This is a genomic window from Brucella sp. LJL56 (assembly GCF_054871705.1).
Map to the genome: position 1 here is coordinate 299,323 of NZ_JBTXLQ010000004.1, position 17,378 is coordinate 316,700.

Sequence of the window (17,378 nt, forward strand, 5' to 3'; positions counted from 1 at the left end):
CCTGCCCGTTACAAGTGCAATCACTGAAATCACAACAGGGTTGATCTGTCACTTTAAAAGTGAACTTAGAGCCAAAGATAGAGTTTAATCGCTATCGCCGCGAGTGAAACTGCAATCACCACCTGCGCTATCCGGCCCCAGCGCGAATGCTTGGCTTCAGCGCGACCGATGGCTTCCGCCGTCGCCGCATCGAAGCGCAAACCGTTGGCGGCCATATCATCCAGCGCCACCGAAACTCGCTCCACACGTGCCACAAGTTCCGGCGTCTTGCGCGTGAAATGCAGCAGCGAATAAGCGCTGTCCTTCGCGTCGAGAAGCATGCCTTGCGGTCCAAGATTTTTGGCGATCCAGTCGCCGACGACCGGCTCCGCCGCTTTCCACATATTGAAATGCGGATTGAGCGTACGCGACACCCCTTCCACGACAACCATGGTTTTCTGGAGCATCAGAAGTTCCGGCCGTGTCTCCATGTCGAAAAGCTGGGTCACTTCGAACAGAAGCGTCAAAAGCTTGGCCATGGAAATGGTTTCTGCCGGCTGGCCGTGGATCGGCTCACCGATAGCGCGAATGGCCTGCGCAAAGCTCGCCACATCATGGGTGTGTGGCACATAACCCGCTTCGAAATGCACTTCGGCCACACGCATGTAATCGCGGGTGATGAAGCCATAGAGAATTTCGGCAAGGAAGCGCCGCTGCTGCTTGTTGAGCCGTCCGGTGATGCCGAAATCGACCGCAACGATAATACCTTGCGGGTCGACGAACAGATTGCCGGGATGCATGTCGGCGTGGAAAAAGCCGTCACGCAGTGTATGACGCAGGAAGGACTGGATCAGCGTTTCGGCAAGCTTCTTAAGATCAAAACCGGCTGCTTCAAGCGCAGAAATATCCGACATCTTGATGCCGTCGATCCATTCGAGCGTCAGCACATCGCGACCGGTCCGCTCCCAATCGACGTTGGGCACGCGAAAACCTTCGTCGCCCTTGATGTTTTCGGCAATCTCGGAAAGCGCTGCCGCTTCCAGACGCAGATCCATCTCGATGCGGGTGGTCTGCTGAAGCGTCTCGACAACCTGTACCGGGCGCAGACGGCGCGTGAAGGGCACGTGGCGCTCCTGCATGCGCGCAACCATGTAGAAACCTTCAAGGTCGCGGGCAAAGCGCTGGCGAACGCCCGGCCGAATAACCTTGACCGCAACCTTCTGGCGCGTTCCGTCTTTCATGACTTCAGCCGGATGCACCTGCGCCATCGACGCCGCCGCTATCGGCGCATCGAAATGCAGGTAAAGATCATCGATCTTGCGACCAAGCGAGCCTTCGACGCCGGCAATCGCATCGGCTTGCGGGAAGAAGTCGAGACGATCCTGCAAAAGCTCCAGATCGGCAGCAACATCTTGCCCGACAATATCCGGGCGGGTTGCCAGAAACTGGCCAAGCTTCACATAGGATGGACCGAGCTTGTTCATGGCTCGCGACATGCGCTCGGAACGCTGCATGTGCCGCGCACGCGGGCGCGCCAGAATGCCTGCAATCTTGTGCCCGAACGCCGGAAGACCGGAAAGCCCTTCCACCGGCAAGGCGCTGATAACGCCTTCGCGCGTTAATATCCATCCGGCCCGCATCAGCCGAAAAGCGGCGGATAGATTACTCATGCCTCGATGCCCCGTTCTGACCCCAATTCATCACAGGCACAATCAAAGCTTCCAGCCGGAATGAAGCGCGGCAATGCCACCAGTGAAATTGCGATAACTCACGCGCTCGAAACCAGCCTTCTCGATCATCGCGGCAAAATCCTGCTGCTTGGGGAATTTGCGGATCGATTCAACCAGATAGCTGTAGGAATCGGCATCCCCGGTAATCATCTTGCCGATGCGTGGGATGGCGTGGAACGACCACTGGTCGTAAACCTTGTCGAGAACCGGCAGTTCAACCTCGGAGAATTCGAGGCAGAGGAAACGACCGCCCGGCTTCAACACGCGATAAGCTTCGGACAGCGCCTTGTCGATATGCGGAACATTGCGAATGCCGAACGAAATCGTGTAAGCATCGAAGCTCGCATCTTCAAATGGCAGCTCTTCGGCACTGGCTTCAACAAATTCGAGATTGTCGGCAAGGCCCTTCTTGATCGCCCGTTCACGACCAACACCGAGCATCGAGCCATTGATATCGAGAATGGTGACATGGGCCTGACGACCGGAAGCCTCCACAATGCGGAAAGCAATATCGCCGGTACCGCCTGCAACGTCGAGGGAGGTCCAGCCGGGGCGCTTCGACGGCGCCAGCCATGCAATCATCGCATCTTTCCAGACGCGGTGCATGCCCGCCGACATGAGATCGTTCATCACGTCGTACTTGCTGGCGACCTTATGGAAAACGTCGTTGACCAGACCCTGCTTTTCGCTTTCGTCAACCGCCTTGAAGCCGAATGAATGCTCCATGCCACCTTGTGCGCCGACGCGGTCCGCATTGCCGTTCTGCTGGCTCATAGCTCATCCTGCTTTTTGAATAGTCTGACGAAAATGATTTTCGGTTATGCATATAAAGCTTGTGCCGAACGATACAAGCAGAGACCGTCCTCCACTACCCCTTTTGTGATCCGGCACCTTTGAACTGGCTTGCGTTAGCGCTTAAAAATGGCCAAAGAGACATAAAACTGTGCGTGCGCGCTCGCCACGCGTTTTCTCCGGCGCAAACTGCCGCTAAAGTCAAAAAGATAACAAGAAAAGTGGAAAGATCATGGGCGTTACAGTCGTCAGCCATCCGCTTGTCCAGCACAAGCTCACCATCATGCGCAAGAAGGAAACGTCGACAGCCAGCTTTCGACGGCTGCTGAAGGAAATATCGCTGTTGCTCTGCTATGAAGTGACGCGCGATCTCGAACTGACCACCATGCCGATCGAAACACCGTTGATGCCGATGGACGCGCCGGTACTTGAAGGCAAGAAGCTGGTCTTCGCCTCGATCCTGCGCGCAGGCAATGGCCTTCTGGAAGGCATGCTCGATCTGGTGCCCGCCGCGCGCGTCGCCCATATCGGCCTTTACCGCGATCACGACACGCTGCAGCCGGTCGAATATTACTTCAAGGCGCCGGAAGATATCGTCAACCGCCTCATCATCGTGGTCGATCCGATGCTGGCCACCGGGCATTCGGCAATCGCCGCCATCGACAAGCTGAAAGAACGCGGCGCGACCAATATCCGCTTCCTCTGTCTGCTGGCGGCACCGGAAGGCATCAAGCGCTTTACCGACGCCCATCCGGATGTCGACGTGTTCACAGCCTCCATTGATGAGCGCCTCGATGAAAAGGGCTATATCGTTCCCGGTCTCGGCGATGCGGGCGACCGCATGTACGGCACGAAGTAAACACCAGCGCGCATCCCGAAAAGTGTGAAGCGGTTTTCGGGCCAGATGCGCGCTAAAATAAACAACGCAGAGCGCCCCGCGCCTGCTATTGTCCTTGGAAACGGGGGCAGCATGGCGCGGGTTTTTACGATCCTTCTGGTATTTGCGGGACTGGCAATAGCCTTCCCGCTTCTGTTTGAGAAATTCGGCCAGCAGCCGAAAGTCGCTTCAAACACATCCGCTACAGCTTCGACTGCTCCTTCAGAAAACCCCACTGCGTACAGCGGACGCCGCACGCAGATCGCGCCGGACAGTCGCGGTCATTTCATCACGGACATAAAGGTTGCCGGTCAATCCCTTCGCGCCATGGTGGATACGGGGGCAAGTGTCGTTGCGATCAACGCCAGCGCCGCAAGGCGCGTCGGCCTGTCGCTCAAACCTGCCGATTTCAAATATCGCGTCTCGACCGCCAATGGCGAAACCATTGCTGCATCCGCCATCCTGCCCAGCATCGAAATCGGACGAGTCCGGTTGGAAAATGTGGAAGCCATGGTACTGCGTAACGACGCCCTGTCCGACACGCTTCTCGGCATGAGCTTTCTGAAGCGTCTGCGTCACTATGAAGTTTCAAACGGCGTGCTCGTGCTGACGCAATGATGTGATACCGTACTTCCGATATGGACCGAAAGCGGCTAAACCCCGCTGACCACCGATGCCCAAAGACCAATGGAAGCCAGCCATGACACCGGATCAGCGCCTGACCGAGCTCGAAATTCGCGTAGCCGAACAGGAAAAGACAATCGATGAGTTATCATCCGTTCTGGCCGAACAATGGAAAACCATAGATCAGCTTTCCAAGAAACTCGGCGCATTGACCGACCGATTTCTGGAACTGGAAGAACAGACCGCGCCGGAGGTGCCGGTCACCAAGCCACCGCACTGGTAAAGCCATGCTCCAGATCGTCTCCCTCGCCGAGTGTCCCGATCTTGTGCCCATCTGTGCCGCATGGAACCATGCGGAATGGGGCGAATTTTCCGGTTTATCCCTTGAGCAGACAGCCAAGGCTTTCAGCGAAATTTCCCACGAAAACGATGGGCAGGCGGCACGGGTCGCGCTCTGGAACGGGCAGCCCGCCGGCCTTGCCCTTCTGATCCACAGCGATCTGGAAACCCATCCGCATCTGAAGCCATGGGTGGCGAGCGTGTTCGTCGCACCCGACTATCGCGGCAAAGGCATTGCCAAAGGTCTTGTCGGCGCCATCGAGGACGCCGCGCAGGAACTCGGCTATAGAAAAATCTATCTCTATACGAACAAGCCGGACCTATACCGGCAAATAGGTTGGAGCGATTTCGAGCATCTGGAAGGCGACTATGCCGGGATGTTGATCCTGAAAAAGCAGATCGCGCGGTAAGGACCGCGCGATCTGTTGATTACAGCCCGCCTATCGTGCCAGCGGGATCGGGCAGCTCACGCCGGTGCCGCGCAATCCACAATAGCCATTCGGGTTCTTCGCCAGATATTGCTGATGATAGTCCTCGGCATAATAGAGTTCCGGCGCATCCTCGATTTCCGTGGTGATCGGACCGAGATCACGGGCAGCAAGCGCCTGCGAATAGGCTTCACGGCTCTTTTCTGCCACGTCACGATCAGCTTTGTCGAACGTATAGATGACCGAACGATAGGTCGTGCCTATATCGTTGCCCTGCCGCATGCCCTGGGTTGGATCGTGCTCCTCCCAGAACAGGGTCAGCAACTCGTCAAGGCTCACGACGTTGGGATCGTAGACCACAAGCACAACTTCGGCATGACCAGTCAGTCCGGTGCAGGTTTCCTCATAGGTTGGATTGGGCGTCGAGCCGCCCGCATAGCCAACAGCGGTGACGTAAACACCCGGCACCTGCCAGAACAGACGCTCGGCACCCCAGAAACAGCCCATTCCAAACAGAACCTGCTTGTAGCCTTCCGGCCAGGAGCCTTTCAGCGGGCGACCGTTGACGAAGTGCGTGGCGGCTGTCGGGATCGGTTGCGCACGTCCGGGCAATGCCTCATCCGACGAAGGCATCTGCGTCTTCTTGCGATAGCTGTCCAAGAAACTCATGGTCTCCACCTCCTGATTATCGAGCGGTGAAGCGTCCCAGAGGGCGCTCCCGACGATGACCGATTGCATAGAATAAAAGGGCGAGAACGCCGAAAAGAAGCCAGCCCGGTTGCTCAAGCAGCGGAATGCAGACGGCATTCCAGGCTCCTGCCCCTATATAGTGCGTCACGAAGGTTTCTGCATCGGCCAATGTCTCGGGCGCATTGCGCGACCACATGGACAAAAGCGGTTTTGCCGTGAACTGTGATGCTCCGACGGAACGCGCACCGTCAAGGACCGCGAAAATCACAGCCAAAGCCAGAAAAACAACCGCAAAACTACGCAATACAAATCGGATCACGATTCTCTGCCCCGGAATTCCTACCCTGATCTCGGCACCGGTTTTCAGCCTGGTCATCCGAGGATTTGTCTTTTTGATGTTGCTAAAGCATAGCACACAGAGCCCGTCAGACTCAAAGCCACGCAGCAACACAATTGCACGATTAAAATAAAGCCAAATAATTACATATGGTTACGCCTCATATACCGTTCTTTGCACAGGCTCGGTGATTTAGGCACAAAAACTTGCAAATAGCTGTTGAACATATGCATTTTCTGGCTATATTCGCGCCGCACCCGCTAGTTGGCGATTAACCAGCGCCTGTTTCGAAAAGCGGTGCCACGTTTGCAGTCAGTTTTCACCGTGATACACGGTTTCCCGACAGCAAGGCGGACGGAGAGGTGGCCGAGTGGTTGAAGGCGCACGCCTGGAAAGTGTGTATACGGGGAACCGTATCGCGGGTTCGAATCCCGCTCTCTCCGCCATTTGATCTTCCCAAGAATTGACAAGAGATGCACCTATGAACGCAGTCGGCAATTGCTGCGTCTGTAGCCAAGGTAATAAAAGCCGGAGGTTTGGGCCTCCGGCCTTTATTTTTTAGTTCAGGCCTTCTTCCTTGAATGCCTTCTGCACGTTTGGGCGGGCCAGCACACGCTCGCGTAATTTCAGAGCCTTGGGATAAGCACTGAGATCAAGCTTGAGGCCGACACCCCAGCCAATGATGACAGACGCATAGGCATCAGGCTGCGTGAAATCATCGCCAAGCCAGTAAGCATTCTTATCCGACAGCATGGCTTCGAACTGGCCCAGGCGACGATTGATATTGGCGATAACGCCAGCTTTTGCTTCCTCGCTCAGGTTAGGCGCGAACAGACCGCTAAAGGCCGAATGCAAGTCGGAGCAGAAGCCGAGCGCTTCCTGCAGGCGTGCGCGTTCAATCGTGCCATAGGCAGGCTTGAACGCCGCAACATCGGAATGGTCACCGATATATTGGAGGATTGCCGCGTTCTGCGTGATGACGTTGCCGGGCTCCACTTCCAGCGCGGGAACTGCTCCACGCGGATTGATCGCAAAATAGTCGGCACCATCTGCCGTCGTCTTGGCCTTGAGGTCCACGGCTTCCAGTTCATAAGGCAGGCCTGCTTCGCTCAGAATGATATGGGGTGCGAGCGAACAAGCACCCACCTTGTAATAAAGCTTCATAGAAATCTCCGATCAGTTTCGATGAAAGATCTCTACCAATTCTGGTGTGCCCTGCAAGAAATTGGGGATCACATTTCTTTGTGATGCACCATCATTCGAAAGATCATCCAATCAAAGGCGATTTATCAGAAAAGAGATGCGATCCGTGCTGGCTTGGAAGATTGCATTCGCGTCACGACAACCATCTTGTTGAACTCACCGCGCTTGAAGGCACGCAGGAAGCGGGCGTAGTCCTTGAACACTACACAACCGTTGGAATCACCACGGCGCCCCAGCATGAAAGTATGCGCCAGCAGACCATCGCGGTTATAGCGGTTATTGCCGTCAACGGGCGTAAGGCGGATCGCCTCGACACCATGGAACAGCGCCTCGCGCATGCGCAGATCATAGGTATGCGGCGGCGTGGGTCCGCGGTTCTTCTGGTTCACATAGCGCGGGTTATCACGCATCGGGCCGAGACCCGAATGTGCTTCCAGGCGTTCTCCGCCCGGCAGATAAACAGTAGCTGCTGAAATGTCATAGATAGCGACTTTGCTGCGCGAAGCCTGATTGAGAAGCGGGCTGAACAGGCCGGGGCGTGGCTCCTCGGTTGCACCGCTTTCCGGCGCATAGGCAAGCTCGGTCTTTTCGCGCATGCGGGAGCGACGCAGCGAAGGCTTGGCGCCTGGTAACGGTACATCATCGGGCAGGAACGCGTCGCGGGCGGCCTCGTCTTCTGCGGCCATATCGGTCTTCTGGTCCGGAGCAAGTTGCGGAACAGGAACAGCAATGCCGGCGGGAAGGTTCGCCTGCATTTCAACGGCATCCGCCTCTTCTGCTTGCGAAAGAGGCGCTATCTTGCTGAAAGCCGACGCAGCTTCCGCTGCGGTCGACATCGGCGCATAGGCCACCACGTTCGCACCGGCAGTCGCAGCCGGTTGCTCTTGCCCCACGCTCGCCACAACAGGCTCTTCACGCCGGACGCGGTCAGCGCGCAATTCGACAAGAGATGCCGTATCGACGGGTTTGTCCTCGATCACGGAGTCAGGCCCAATATCGGCAATGATCAGCTCATCGCCCACGCCTTTGGTGCGGCGCCAGTCGAGATTGGAATAGGCCGTATCGGCAGTATAGGCCTTGATGAAACTTTGCCTGATCTTCTGTGATGGCGCGATCTTGTGATCAACAACTGCAAGTGCCTGCGGCGTTGTCAACGAAACCCGGCGCATGATTGGAGCGACAGGCGCAAAGGCCGGCACGACCGTTTCCAGCGTACTGAGCGCGGTCATCATCCAGCTTCCAGCCACGAGGCCCGTCGCTGCGAAGACCGCAACGCGCGCAAACCCCTTGAAACCGAATGGAAGCCTGATGCCGTTGCTGCGCGGTGCCGCGTAGTCATACACTTCTGTTACACACGCCATGATACAAAACCCGAATGGAATTCAACTTTCGCGACACCGCCTTGCATGTCAGTTCGGCAAAAAGACGAACAAGACATGACAAGACCGTGACTGGAAGGTCGCCTCCAGCATCGCCAATTATGGTAACCAAATCCTTTACGGGATGAAGAAATCCGGTTCAGCGGGCCTCGGAAAACAATTCAGGCGGTCAGGAGATAGGTGCCCTGCGTGGCGCTCGGGAATTCCAATCCCTCCACGGCCACGCGATTGCGTCCGCGATGCTTTACACGCATGAGGGCAAGATCGGCACGGGCCGCCGTTTCCCATAGTGTCTCACCACCGCGCACCATGGCGATACCGAAACTGCATGTCAGTTGGCGCCCTGCAGGCAGCACGGAAAAACTATGGCGGGCGACGCGTCCGCAGAGCGTGTTGCCCAGCCGCTCGCATGTCTCTGCATCGCCATGAACCAGAAGAACAAACTCCTCACCACCAATGCGCCCGACAATCGTCGTGTTTGCTGCCGACGTTTGCAGGATACGGGCGAACTCTACCAGAACCTGATCACCGGTCGCATGGCCCAACTCATCATTGATCGACTTGAAGTGGTCTATATCGGCGATGATGACCCCATAATCACCGCGCTGGGCCTCGGCCAGGCGCAGATGCGCGTGACGCTCAAGGCCGCGACGATTGAAAACACCGGTCAGCGGATCGGAGTCGCGTTCCGCCTGCAACTCCTTCACCACATCGGAAGTCGTCACGACCAGAAGAACAAGCCCGGCAAAGACACCGGCAAACGCACCAAATATCATGATGCCTTGCCAATAGCGCGAATGTATCAGCTCGGAAGGTCGTGCAATTTCGGGGGAGAGCCCCAGTGCCATTCCAGCCTGCACATAGAAATGCACCGTCAACAGCAGCAATGCGCCAAACAGCACGCGCTCGATCCAGCTTCGGTGTGCGAGATCACGCGCCTGAATGCAAAGAACGGCAACCAGACTGCCCAGAGTCAACTGGACCGCAGGCGCAATCCGCGCATAGCTTGTATCATTCGCAATGAAGTAGATCATCGCTCCCAGAAGAGCGAGGCCGATCAGGCCCGATGCAGGGCGGGAATAATGCTTGCCCATGCGTATCATCACACCTTCGCAAAGCAGCCAGCCGCCCATAAAATGGAAAGTTGTGGCAATCGGCGAAGTCAGGGTCAGGCTGTTCGAGATCAGCGATATCGGAACCAGAAGCCCGAAAGCAAAGCTGGCAAAGCTCAGGCCGAAAAGCAAAAGATGCCTGCGCTTCGTGTCGAGCATCCAGATGCCCAACATCGTCGCAGCAAACAGCAATACTACCAGCGGCGGCACAAACTTCACGAACAGGCCCTAAATCGGTTGAAAATGAGAATGCAAAAACGTTATTTCAAATTGAACCTGATGTGCAATTACAAACCAGCATCAAAGTCAAGTTGTTAGCTTGCAATATTGATGAGCATTAAATCCTAAAGTAGCAATATAGAGAATAAGCGATTGCTAAAAATAAATTGAAAACAACATCCTTCGGCCAGAATCTTTTCTCACGCAGATTTGACCTTAAAATTTATCCCCAGAAGCTTTTCGGCAATCATGCGACCGATAGGAATGGAAGACGTCGCAGCCGGTGATGGCGCGTTGCACACATGAAGCATTCTCTCCGTTTCCTTGAAGAGGAAATCATGCACCAATGTGCCGTCATCAAGAACAGCTTGCGCACGTATTCCCGCTCCCGGTGCACCAAGATCGGAAAGCTCCAGTGTCGGGCAATATTTCCGGCATTCCTTCAGATAGCGTGTGCGAGACGCGGAATTGCTGAATTCGGATAAAGCCGAGCGCCAGTTCTTCATCGCCATCTTCCAGAAGCCCGGAAATGTCGACATATCCGCGACATCACCTGCACGGAAACTGCCTTTGCCGTACCCTTCGCGGGAGAAACCCAGAACCGCATTCGGTCCGACGGTCACGCCGCCGTCAATCGTCCGCGTCAGGTGAATGCCGAGAAATGGCAGGTCGGGATCGGGGATCGGGTAGATCAAATGCTTGACGATCTTCGCCTTCGATTGCGGCAAGGTATAGTACTCGCCACGAAACGGCACGATGCGATGGCTGATGTCCAGTCCGGCAAGCCGCGCGATGCGGTCCGACTGCAATCCGGCACAGGCGACCAGTCTGGACGCGCGAATGGTCTCACCATTCGCCATTACCATGACACCCTTGCCATCCTCCCGGATTGCCGTAACCGGCGAATTGAGCCGCACGATACCACCACGCTCGATGATCTCGGCTGCCATGGCCCGCGATACCTTTGCGTAATCCACAATACCGGTTGCCGGAACGAGGAGCGCCTCCAGCCCGGCTACAGCGGGTTCGACCTTGCGCAGCGCCTGCTGGTCCAGATGCTGGAACGCGATGTCGTTCTGGATTGCGCGCCTGGCGAGCGCCTCCATGCGTTCGACCTCCTGCGGAGAGGTTGCCACCAGAAGCTTGCCGCATGCCTCGAAAGGAATGGAATATTGCCTGCAAAAGGCTTTCGTGGCTTCGGCGCCGGCCCGGCACAATTGCGCCTTCAATGAACCCGGCTGGTAATAGATGCCAGCATGGATGACGCCGCTATTGTGTCCCGTCTGGTGGCGCGCAAAATCGTTTTCCTTCTCCAGCAGGATGATCCTTGCGCCCGGCTCTGCCTCCTGCATGGCTTTTGCAGTCGCAAGCCCGACAATACCGCCGCCAATGACGCAATAATCATAATCTGCCACGAAGTCCCCTCCTCTTGCCCTTTTCCGACGCAAAAGCCTGCCTTGCTACCGCTCGACAGGATGATTACCTGTTACTTATACGATTGCGGCCTTGGTTGCAGCACCGCAAAATGGCATTCTTTGTCAAACCCGTTCCCCCATGCGGAGAAGTTCCATGCGCCATCAGTTCGACCTTTTTGCTCCTTCCCCCGCGGAAAGGGAGCAACGGGCAGAGCTGCGCCCTGCCCGCGCCAAGCCCGGCAAGACGACCGGCATCGATGAAGCGGAAATGGTGAAGCGACTGAAGGACAGCGGACGTTACCGCATCCTGCAGCGGCTCGATCCGCCACCGACAGTACCGGATGCCGACAAGGTGGCCTTTCCGCGACTGGGCATCGTCGTCGATACGGAAACAACCGGCCTCAATCCCGCGCAGGAAGAAATCATCGAAATCGGCGCCGTTGCCTTCCGCTACGCGGATGACGGCTCCATCGGCGATGTCTGTGCCACTTTCGGCGCGCTGCAGCAGCCGTCGAAGCCAATCCCGGCTGACATTACCCGCATCACCGGCATCACCGACGAGATGGTAAAGGGCCAAACGATCCCGCGTGAGAAGCTGGACGCACTCATCACCGAAGCCGACATCATCATCGCGCATAATGCCGGTTTTGACCGTCCGTTTCTCGAACGTTTCTCAATCGCTTTCGCCGACAAGCCGTGGGCTTGCTCGGTCAAGGAAATCGACTGGACGGCACGCGGTTTCGAAGGCACCAAGCTTGGCTATCTGATCGGCCAGAGCGGTTATTTTCATAACGGGCACCGTGCCGAGGATGATTGTCAGGCACTGCTCGCCGTGCTGATGGAACAGTCGGGCGAGACGACACCTTTTGCCGAGCTGCTGAAAGCCAGCCAGAAATCGCGACTGCGCATCTATGCCGAAAACAGCCCCTTCGACATGAAGGACAAGCTGAAAGAACGCCGCTATCGCTGGTCGGATGGCAGTGACGGACGCCCGAAATCGTGGTGGACGGAGATTGGCGAGGATGAACTCGACGCCGAGCTCGATTATCTGCGCACCGAGATTTACGGCTGGCGCGATGCCGATCCGCTGATCCAGAAGCTTACCGCCGTGGATCGCTACAAGGAACGCGCGCCGCTTAGGCCCAATAAATAAAAAGGCGGCATTCATGCCGCCTTTTTATCAAGCAATAACGGGCCATGGGCGTTGCGCTGGCCGCATATCTTCATAAGCTTTGGCGAGACGCAAAACGCCCAGATCGTCGAAACGCTGGCCGAAAATCTGCAAGCCAATTGGCAGTCCCGTCGACGTATAACCGCAATTGATCGAGATCGCAGGCTGTTCCGACATATTCATCGCAACGGTGAAGGCGATATGTTCGAAAGGGCGCTGCGGATCATTGACCGGAGATGCCCACTCTGCCGGATAAGTCGGCATCGGAGCGGTCGGTGAAAGGATAAAGTCGAAGCTCTTGGATGCTGCGAGCGCGGCGTTGCGCATGGCGTCCATCTGGGCAAAGCCGAGGTAGACTTCCTCGCCGGAAAGCCCTTCCGCCGTCTCGGTCCATTGATAGATATAAGGCAGAATCTTCGCACGGTTTTCCGGCGTCATCTTCTTGATGTCCGACCATGAACGCGCACGCCAGAAGCGATCCAGACCATCGATCATGGTACGGTTCACGAACAGCGCCACCGGCTCGATAATCGCGCCTGCATCAGCAAAAAGCTTGGCTGCGGCTTCTACGGCAGCGCGGGTTTCATCCCCTATCGGCTCGCCGAAACCGGCATCAAGCCATAGACCGATCTTCAGGCCCTTGACGTCGATGTCGAGGTTCATCCAGTCGATATCCTGCGGGGGCAGGCTCATGCCGTCGCGGCGATCCGGTCTCGACAGAACCGACATATAAAGCGCGCTATCGGCAACCGTGCGGGTCATCGGCCCGGCAACGCGACCAAGGAATGGCGGATCAATCGGAATGCGCCCGAAGGACGGCTTCAGACCGACGAGACCGCACCAGCCAGCAGGTAGACGGATGGAGCCGCCAATATCGGTGCCAATGTGCAACGGGCCGTAACCGGCAGCACCGGCGCTGCCAGCGCCCGCGCTCGAACCGCCCGGATTGGTGTTCAAGTCCCACGGGTTGCGCGCAAGCTTATGAAAGCTCGACAGGCCCGACGACAACATGCCGAGATCGGGCATGGTCGTCTTGGCGAGCAGCACGCCGCCAGCCTCGCGGGTGCGCGCCGCTGGCGGTGCATCAGCGGCGGCAGGCTTCAGCGGCAGCGCCGCGCAGCCAAGCGGAACCGCCGTACCTTCGGTCGCGATATTTTCCTTGATCGTCAGCGGCACACCATCAATAGGCCCGGCGGGCTCACCCTTCGCCCAGCGTGCTTCCGAAGCCTCGGCTGCCGCCCGTGCCGCATCTGGATCATAAGCCCAAAGCGCATTCAGCTTCGGCTCATAGGCTTCGATGCGGGTGATGACGGCTTCCGTGACCTCGACCGGCGAAAGCGACTTCGCCTTATAGGCGGACACGAGTTCAACGGCTGACAAATCGGCTAGATTCGACATTGGATATTTCCTCAAATCACTCAGGTAATTTCAGTGTGGAACTTGGACGTCGCACTCGCTTGCGGCGACCGGAAAATGGCTTTGGCACGGCATCGACCAGCGCCCGCGTATAATCATGCTGCGGATTGTCAAAGACCTCATTCGTTGGCCCCTGCTCGACAATATTGCCGCGATAGATCACCGCAACGCGGTCGGTGATGGCGCGCACGACGCCGAGGTCGTGGCTGATGAAGAGATAGGACAGGCCGAACTTTTCCTGCAAATCCATCATCAGGTTCAAAACCTGTGCCTGAATGGAAACGTCGAGCGCAGAAACCGGCTCGTCAGCAACGATGAGCGCCGGTTTGGTGATCAGAGCGCGCGCAATGGCAACGCGCTGGCGCTGCCCGCCGGAAAACTCGTGCGGATATTTTTCCGCCGATGCTCTTGGCAGGCCAACCGCTTCCAGCACTTCCGCCACGCGGTCGTCACGGTCTTTGGAGCTGGTGCCGCTTTCCAGCGACACAATCGGCTCGGAAATGATCCGCTTGACCGTATGGCGCGGATCGAGCGAACCGTAAGGGTCCTGAAAGATCGCCTGAAAACCCTTGCGTGCCTCGCGCAGACCCGAGCGATCCAGTGCATAGATATCCTGCCCGTTGATGAGAATCTGCCCCGATTGAGGGCGCTCCAGCCCCATCACGGCGCGGGCCAGCGTGGATTTGCCGGAACCGCTTTCGCCGACAATGCCAAGACTTTGGCCTGCTTCAATCTCGACATTCACACCATGCAGAACGCGCAGTGATTCCGACCTGGAGAAGAAAGACGCGCGCGGGAGCTGATATTCGCGTACCACATTGCGCACCTGCAAAATCATATTGCTCATAACACCACCTCACCTTCGCGCGGATGCAAGCAGGCGGCGCGATGCACGATGCCGTCATTCTCGGCGATGAAATCGAGACCCGGTATCGCCTGTCGGCAATCGTCCTGCACGAAGGCGCAGCGGTCGGCGAAGGTGCAATAGGGCGGACGTGCCAGCGGGTCCGGCACCACGCCGGGAATGGCGGCAAGGCGTTGACGCCCCGTGCCGTGGCTGCGCACCAGTGCCGCACCATGGGGCGAGGCTGCAAACAAGCCACGGGCATATGGATGCGCCATGCGGTGGAAGACGGCTTCAGTGCGGCCAGTCTCGACGATGCGGCCGGCATACATGACCGCGATGCGATCAGTCATTTCCGAAACCACGCCGAGATCGTGGGTGATGAGCATCAGAGCTGTGCCGGTTTCGTCGATCAACTCATCCATGAGATCGAGAATCTGCGCTTGCACGGTGACATCGAGCGCCGTTGTCGGCTCATCTGCAATCAGCAGGTCCGGCTCGCACGCTATCGCCATGGCGATCATCACGCGCTGGCGTTGACCGCCGGAAAGCTGGTGCGGGTAGAGATCGAGATTGAAACGCGGTGCAGGCAGTCCCACGCGATCCAGCAAATCGCGCGCCTTGCGTTCGGCATCGGCACGGCTTTCGCCCAAATGCAGACGACGACCTTCGGCAATCTGCGCACCGATAGTCTTGACCGGATTGAGCGCCGTCATTGGTTCCTGGAAGATCATCGCCATGCGCCGTCCGCGCATCCTGCACAGTTCCGCTTCCGGCTTGCTCGCCAGATCCTCACCGTCGAAGCGCAATGTGCCGCGCACGCGCATTCGATCAGGCAGCAGTCCCATGGCGGCAAGTGCAGTGATCGACTTGCCGCTGCCGGATTCACCCACGATACCGAGGCGCTCGCCACGGTTCAGCGTCAGCGTGATGCCGGAGACAATATCTGCCGAACGAACGCCAAAGGGCAGCTCAACGGACATATTGTCCATTTCAAGAAGGGGTGTTGTCATCTCTGCCTCCGCACGCGCGGGTCGAGCACATCGCGCAATCCATCGCCCAGCATGTTGAGGCCGAGCACGGCCAGCGTAATGGCGAGGCCGGGGAAAATGGCGAGCCATGGAGCGTCGTAAATAAAGGTCTGTGCGTCGTTGAGCATCTTGCCCCAGCTCGGCATGGGCGGTTGGGTGCCAAGCCCGACATAGGAAAGGCCCGCCTCGGCAACGATGGCGAGCGCAAACTGGATCGTCGCCTGCACGATCAGCACATGGTTGATGTTGGGCAGCACATGCAGAAGCGTGATCGACACATCGCCACGCCCAGCACAACGGGCCGCCTGCACATACTCCCGCTTCCAAAGCCCTAGCGATGCGCCACGCGTCACACGCGCAAAGACCGGGATATTGAAAATGCCGATGGCGATCATCGCGTTGACGGCGCCGGGCCCGAAAATCGCGGTTATGATAACGGCCGTAAGAAGTGCTGGAAACGCAAAAGCCAGATCGGTCATGCGCATGACGAAACCGTCCACCATGCCGCCGCGTGCAGCCGCGAAAGCGCCAAGCGGAATGCCGATCCCGGCCCCAACCAGCACGGCGATGATCGACACGGCGATGGAATTGCGCGCGCCGACCATGATCATGGAAAACACATCGCGGCCGAAATTATCCGTCCCGAACAGATGATTGAGGTTTGGCCCCTGCAACTTGTCGCGGAAATTCATGGCCGTTGGCGAATAGGGCGTCCAGAAAAAGGAGACCAGCGCCATCCCGACGAGGATTACCGTAATGATCGAGCCAATGGTCAGACTGCGGCTCAAAAGCACCGTTCGGAAAAAGCCGGGCTTCGGCAGGATTTGCGTTTCGCTCATCGGCTGCCTCCCGTCGAAAGGCGCGGATCGATGAAGCCATAGACAAGATCGACGATGAAATTGACCGCGATCACGGAAGCCGCAAGCAACGTCACCAGCGACTGCACAGTGATGAGATCGCGCTGGGCAATGGCCTGAAACACCAGCCTTCCAAGGCCGGGCAGATTGAAGACGTTTTCGATGATGATGGTTCCCGCCAGCAGAAAGGAGAATTGCAGTCCGATGATGGTAACGACCGGGATCAGCGCATTGGGCACCGCATGACGCCAGAGTGCCGCCTTGCGCGTCAGGCCCTTTGCCCGCGCGGTGCGAACGAAATCTTCACCCAGCGTTTCGATGACCGCGGATCTGGTCACCCGAGCCAGAATGGCGGCAAGCGGCAGCGCGAGTGCCAGTGCGGGCAGAAACAGCGAACGGATGCCGTTCCAAAAACCGCCTTCCCAACCCGCAAAGCCCGAAGCTGGAAACCAGCCGAGCTGCAAGGCGAACAGCAGGATCAAAAGCAGGCCAAGCCAGAAATTCGGGATGGCAACGCCGACCTGCGCCACCCCCATGGAGAGCACGTCGCCGGTCTTGCCGCGCTTGGACGCCGCATAGACGCCGACCGGAATGGCGACCGCGACCGACAGAACCATGGACAAAAGCGCCAGCGGCAGCGTGACCATGATGCGCGGTCCGAGCAGTTCGCTGATCGGCACAGAATAGGTATAGCTCGTGCCGAAATCGCCTTTCAGAAAGCCGCCAATCCATTCGAGATAGCGCCACCAGAGCGGCTGGTCGAGGCCGAGCTGTTTGTGAAGCGCTGCCAGCGTTTCTGGCTGTGCATTGATGCCGAGGATCACCGCCGCCGGATCGCCCGGCAGCACCTGCATCAGTAGAAAGACGATGACGGAAGCCGCAAGCGTCGTCAGCAAGAGCGAGACCAACCGCCCGGATATGTAAGCCAGCAAAGC

18 protein-coding genes and 1 tRNA gene are annotated in these 17,378 nt (G+C 57.6%); 6 read left to right on the forward strand and 13 right to left on the reverse strand.

All coding sequences use genetic code 11. The features are described from left to right. Nucleotides 1-65: 65 nt before the first annotated feature. Together ubiB and ubiE are read right to left on the reverse strand one after the other, a co-directional pair. Entirely contained in the window at nt 66-1,649 is a 1,584-nt protein-coding gene (gene ubiB, locus ACYSN1_RS15770) for a 2-polyprenylphenol 6-hydroxylase (RefSeq protein WP_461726546.1), read from the reverse strand. Between the two features lie 42 nt (nt 1,650-1,691). Continuing rightward, on the reverse strand, nt 1,692-2,483 hold the full coding sequence (gene ubiE / locus ACYSN1_RS15775) for a bifunctional demethylmenaquinone methyltransferase/2-methoxy-6-polyprenyl-1,4-benzoquinol methylase UbiE (protein WP_010659383.1): 792 nt from the start codon (nt 2,481-2,483) through the stop codon (nt 1,692-1,694). Between the two features lie 250 nt (nt 2,484-2,733). On the opposite strand from ubiE, the gene upp reads away from it, so the two are divergent. From upp to ACYSN1_RS15795, 4 genes are all read left to right on the forward strand, one after another. After that, on the forward strand, nt 2,734-3,360 hold the full coding sequence (gene upp / locus ACYSN1_RS15780) for a uracil phosphoribosyltransferase (protein WP_461726547.1): 627 nt from the start codon (nt 2,734-2,736) through the stop codon (nt 3,358-3,360). A 111-nt stretch (nt 3,361-3,471) separates the two neighbouring features. Beyond that, the gene (locus ACYSN1_RS15785) at nt 3,472-3,996 is read left to right on the forward strand and encodes a retropepsin-like aspartic protease family protein (RefSeq protein WP_461726548.1); all 525 of its coding nucleotides are present in this window, start codon (nt 3,472-3,474) and stop codon (nt 3,994-3,996) included. 82 nt (nt 3,997-4,078) lie between these two features. Next, nucleotides 4,079-4,285, forward strand: a complete 207-nt coding sequence (locus tag ACYSN1_RS15790; protein WP_121981663.1) for a SlyX family protein — start codon at nt 4,079-4,081, stop codon at nt 4,283-4,285. A 4-nt stretch (nt 4,286-4,289) separates the two neighbouring features. Beyond that, nucleotides 4,290-4,751: a GNAT family N-acetyltransferase gene (locus tag ACYSN1_RS15795; RefSeq protein WP_461726549.1), complete on the forward strand. Its 462-nt coding sequence runs from the start codon at nt 4,290-4,292 to the stop codon at nt 4,749-4,751. Nucleotides 4,752-4,781: 30 nt separating this feature from the next. On the opposite strand, the gene msrA is transcribed toward ACYSN1_RS15795, so the two are convergent. Then, nucleotides 4,782-5,438: a peptide-methionine (S)-S-oxide reductase MsrA gene (msrA, locus tag ACYSN1_RS15800; protein ID WP_461726550.1), complete on the reverse strand. Its 657-nt coding sequence runs from the start codon at nt 5,436-5,438 to the stop codon at nt 4,782-4,784. Between the two features lie 16 nt (nt 5,439-5,454). Further along, nucleotides 5,455-5,778 carry a hypothetical protein gene (locus ACYSN1_RS15805; protein WP_461726551.1) on the reverse strand — a complete coding sequence of 108 codons (324 nt, stop codon included), beginning with the start codon at nt 5,776-5,778 and terminating at the stop codon, nt 5,455-5,457. A gap of 374 nt (nt 5,779-6,152) precedes the next feature. Here ACYSN1_RS15805 and ACYSN1_RS15810 point away from each other — a divergent pair. Next, nucleotides 6,153-6,242, forward strand: a tRNA-Ser gene (locus ACYSN1_RS15810). A gap of 112 nt (nt 6,243-6,354) precedes the next feature. On the opposite strand, the gene gst is transcribed toward ACYSN1_RS15810, so the two are convergent. The 4 genes from gst to lhgO form a co-directional block, all read right to left on the reverse strand. After that, entirely contained in the window at nt 6,355-6,960 is a 606-nt protein-coding gene (gst, locus tag ACYSN1_RS15815) for a glutathione transferase (protein WP_461726552.1), read from the reverse strand. A gap of 125 nt (nt 6,961-7,085) precedes the next feature. Beyond that, nucleotides 7,086-8,360, reverse strand: coding sequence for a DUF2778 domain-containing protein (locus tag ACYSN1_RS15820; protein ID WP_461726553.1), 1,275 nt, complete (start codon nt 8,358-8,360; stop codon nt 7,086-7,088). A 179-nt stretch (nt 8,361-8,539) separates the two neighbouring features. Continuing rightward, on the reverse strand, nt 8,540-9,709 hold the full coding sequence (locus tag ACYSN1_RS15825; RefSeq protein WP_461726554.1) for a GGDEF domain-containing protein: 1,170 nt from the start codon (nt 9,707-9,709) through the stop codon (nt 8,540-8,542). Nucleotides 9,710-9,909: 200 nt separating this feature from the next. Next, the gene (gene lhgO / locus ACYSN1_RS15830) at nt 9,910-11,124 is read right to left on the reverse strand and encodes an L-2-hydroxyglutarate oxidase (RefSeq protein ID WP_461726555.1); all 1,215 of its coding nucleotides are present in this window, start codon (nt 11,122-11,124) and stop codon (nt 9,910-9,912) included. A 154-nt stretch (nt 11,125-11,278) separates the two neighbouring features. Between lhgO and ACYSN1_RS15835 the strand changes: the two genes are divergently transcribed. After that, nucleotides 11,279-12,277 carry a 3'-5' exonuclease gene (locus tag ACYSN1_RS15835; protein ID WP_461726556.1) on the forward strand — a complete coding sequence of 333 codons (999 nt, stop codon included), beginning with the start codon at nt 11,279-11,281 and terminating at the stop codon, nt 12,275-12,277. A gap of 27 nt (nt 12,278-12,304) precedes the next feature. Here the strand turns inward: ACYSN1_RS15835 and ACYSN1_RS15840 are convergent, their stop codons facing one another. The 5 genes from ACYSN1_RS15840 to ACYSN1_RS15860 are packed head-to-tail and all read right to left on the reverse strand — an operon-like array spanning nt 12,305 to nt 17,375. After that, the gene (locus tag ACYSN1_RS15840; RefSeq protein ID WP_461726557.1) at nt 12,305-13,693 is read right to left on the reverse strand and encodes an amidase; all 1,389 of its coding nucleotides are present in this window, start codon (nt 13,691-13,693) and stop codon (nt 12,305-12,307) included. Between the two features lie 16 nt (nt 13,694-13,709). Beyond that, nucleotides 13,710-14,558 (reverse strand): ATP-binding cassette domain-containing protein, encoded by an 849-nt coding sequence (locus tag ACYSN1_RS15845; RefSeq protein WP_461726558.1) that lies wholly within the window; start codon nt 14,556-14,558, stop codon nt 13,710-13,712. Beyond that, nucleotides 14,555-15,568, reverse strand: a complete 1,014-nt coding sequence (locus ACYSN1_RS15850; RefSeq protein ID WP_461726559.1) for an ABC transporter ATP-binding protein — start codon at nt 15,566-15,568, stop codon at nt 14,555-14,557. Before ACYSN1_RS15850 ends, ACYSN1_RS15845 begins: the two co-directional genes overlap by 4 nt. Beyond that, nucleotides 15,565-16,425 carry an ABC transporter permease gene (locus tag ACYSN1_RS15855; protein ID WP_461726560.1) on the reverse strand — a complete coding sequence of 287 codons (861 nt, stop codon included), beginning with the start codon at nt 16,423-16,425 and terminating at the stop codon, nt 15,565-15,567. Before ACYSN1_RS15855 ends, ACYSN1_RS15850 begins: the two co-directional genes overlap by 4 nt. Further along, nucleotides 16,422-17,375, reverse strand: coding sequence for an ABC transporter permease (locus ACYSN1_RS15860; RefSeq protein WP_461726580.1), 954 nt, complete (start codon nt 17,373-17,375; stop codon nt 16,422-16,424). The genes ACYSN1_RS15855 and ACYSN1_RS15860 overlap by 4 nt, the downstream gene beginning before the upstream one ends. Nucleotides 17,376-17,378 lie beyond the last annotated feature (3 nt).

Coding starts and splice junctions, on each gene's coding strand:
- ACYSN1_RS15850 (WP_461726559.1), bottom strand. CDS start 15,568: ATGACAACACCCCTTCTTGAAATGGACAATATGTCCGTTGAGCTGCCC.
- ACYSN1_RS15845 (WP_461726558.1), bottom strand. CDS start 14,558: ATGAGCAATATGATTTTGCAGGTGCGCAATGTGGTACGCGAATATCAG.
- upp (WP_461726547.1), top strand. CDS start 2,734: ATGGGCGTTACAGTCGTCAGCCATCCGCTTGTCCAGCACAAGCTCACC.
- ACYSN1_RS15820 (WP_461726553.1), bottom strand. CDS start 8,360: ATGGCGTGTGTAACAGAAGTGTATGACTACGCGGCACCGCGCAGCAAC.
- gst (WP_461726552.1), bottom strand. CDS start 6,960: ATGAAGCTTTATTACAAGGTGGGTGCTTGTTCGCTCGCACCCCATATC.
- ubiB (WP_461726546.1), bottom strand. CDS start 1,649: ATGAGTAATCTATCCGCCGCTTTTCGGCTGATGCGGGCCGGATGGATA.
- ACYSN1_RS15795 (WP_461726549.1), top strand. CDS start 4,290: ATGCTCCAGATCGTCTCCCTCGCCGAGTGTCCCGATCTTGTGCCCATC.
- ACYSN1_RS15785 (WP_461726548.1), top strand. CDS start 3,472: ATGGCGCGGGTTTTTACGATCCTTCTGGTATTTGCGGGACTGGCAATA.
- ubiE (WP_010659383.1), bottom strand. CDS start 2,483: ATGAGCCAGCAGAACGGCAATGCGGACCGCGTCGGCGCACAAGGTGGC.
- ACYSN1_RS15790 (WP_121981663.1), top strand. CDS start 4,079: ATGACACCGGATCAGCGCCTGACCGAGCTCGAAATTCGCGTAGCCGAA.
- msrA (WP_461726550.1), bottom strand. CDS start 5,438: ATGAGTTTCTTGGACAGCTATCGCAAGAAGACGCAGATGCCTTCGTCG.
- ACYSN1_RS15835 (WP_461726556.1), top strand. CDS start 11,279: ATGCGCCATCAGTTCGACCTTTTTGCTCCTTCCCCCGCGGAAAGGGAG.
- ACYSN1_RS15855 (WP_461726560.1), bottom strand. CDS start 16,425: ATGAGCGAAACGCAAATCCTGCCGAAGCCCGGCTTTTTCCGAACGGTG.
- ACYSN1_RS15840 (WP_461726557.1), bottom strand. CDS start 13,693: ATGTCGAATCTAGCCGATTTGTCAGCCGTTGAACTCGTGTCCGCCTAT.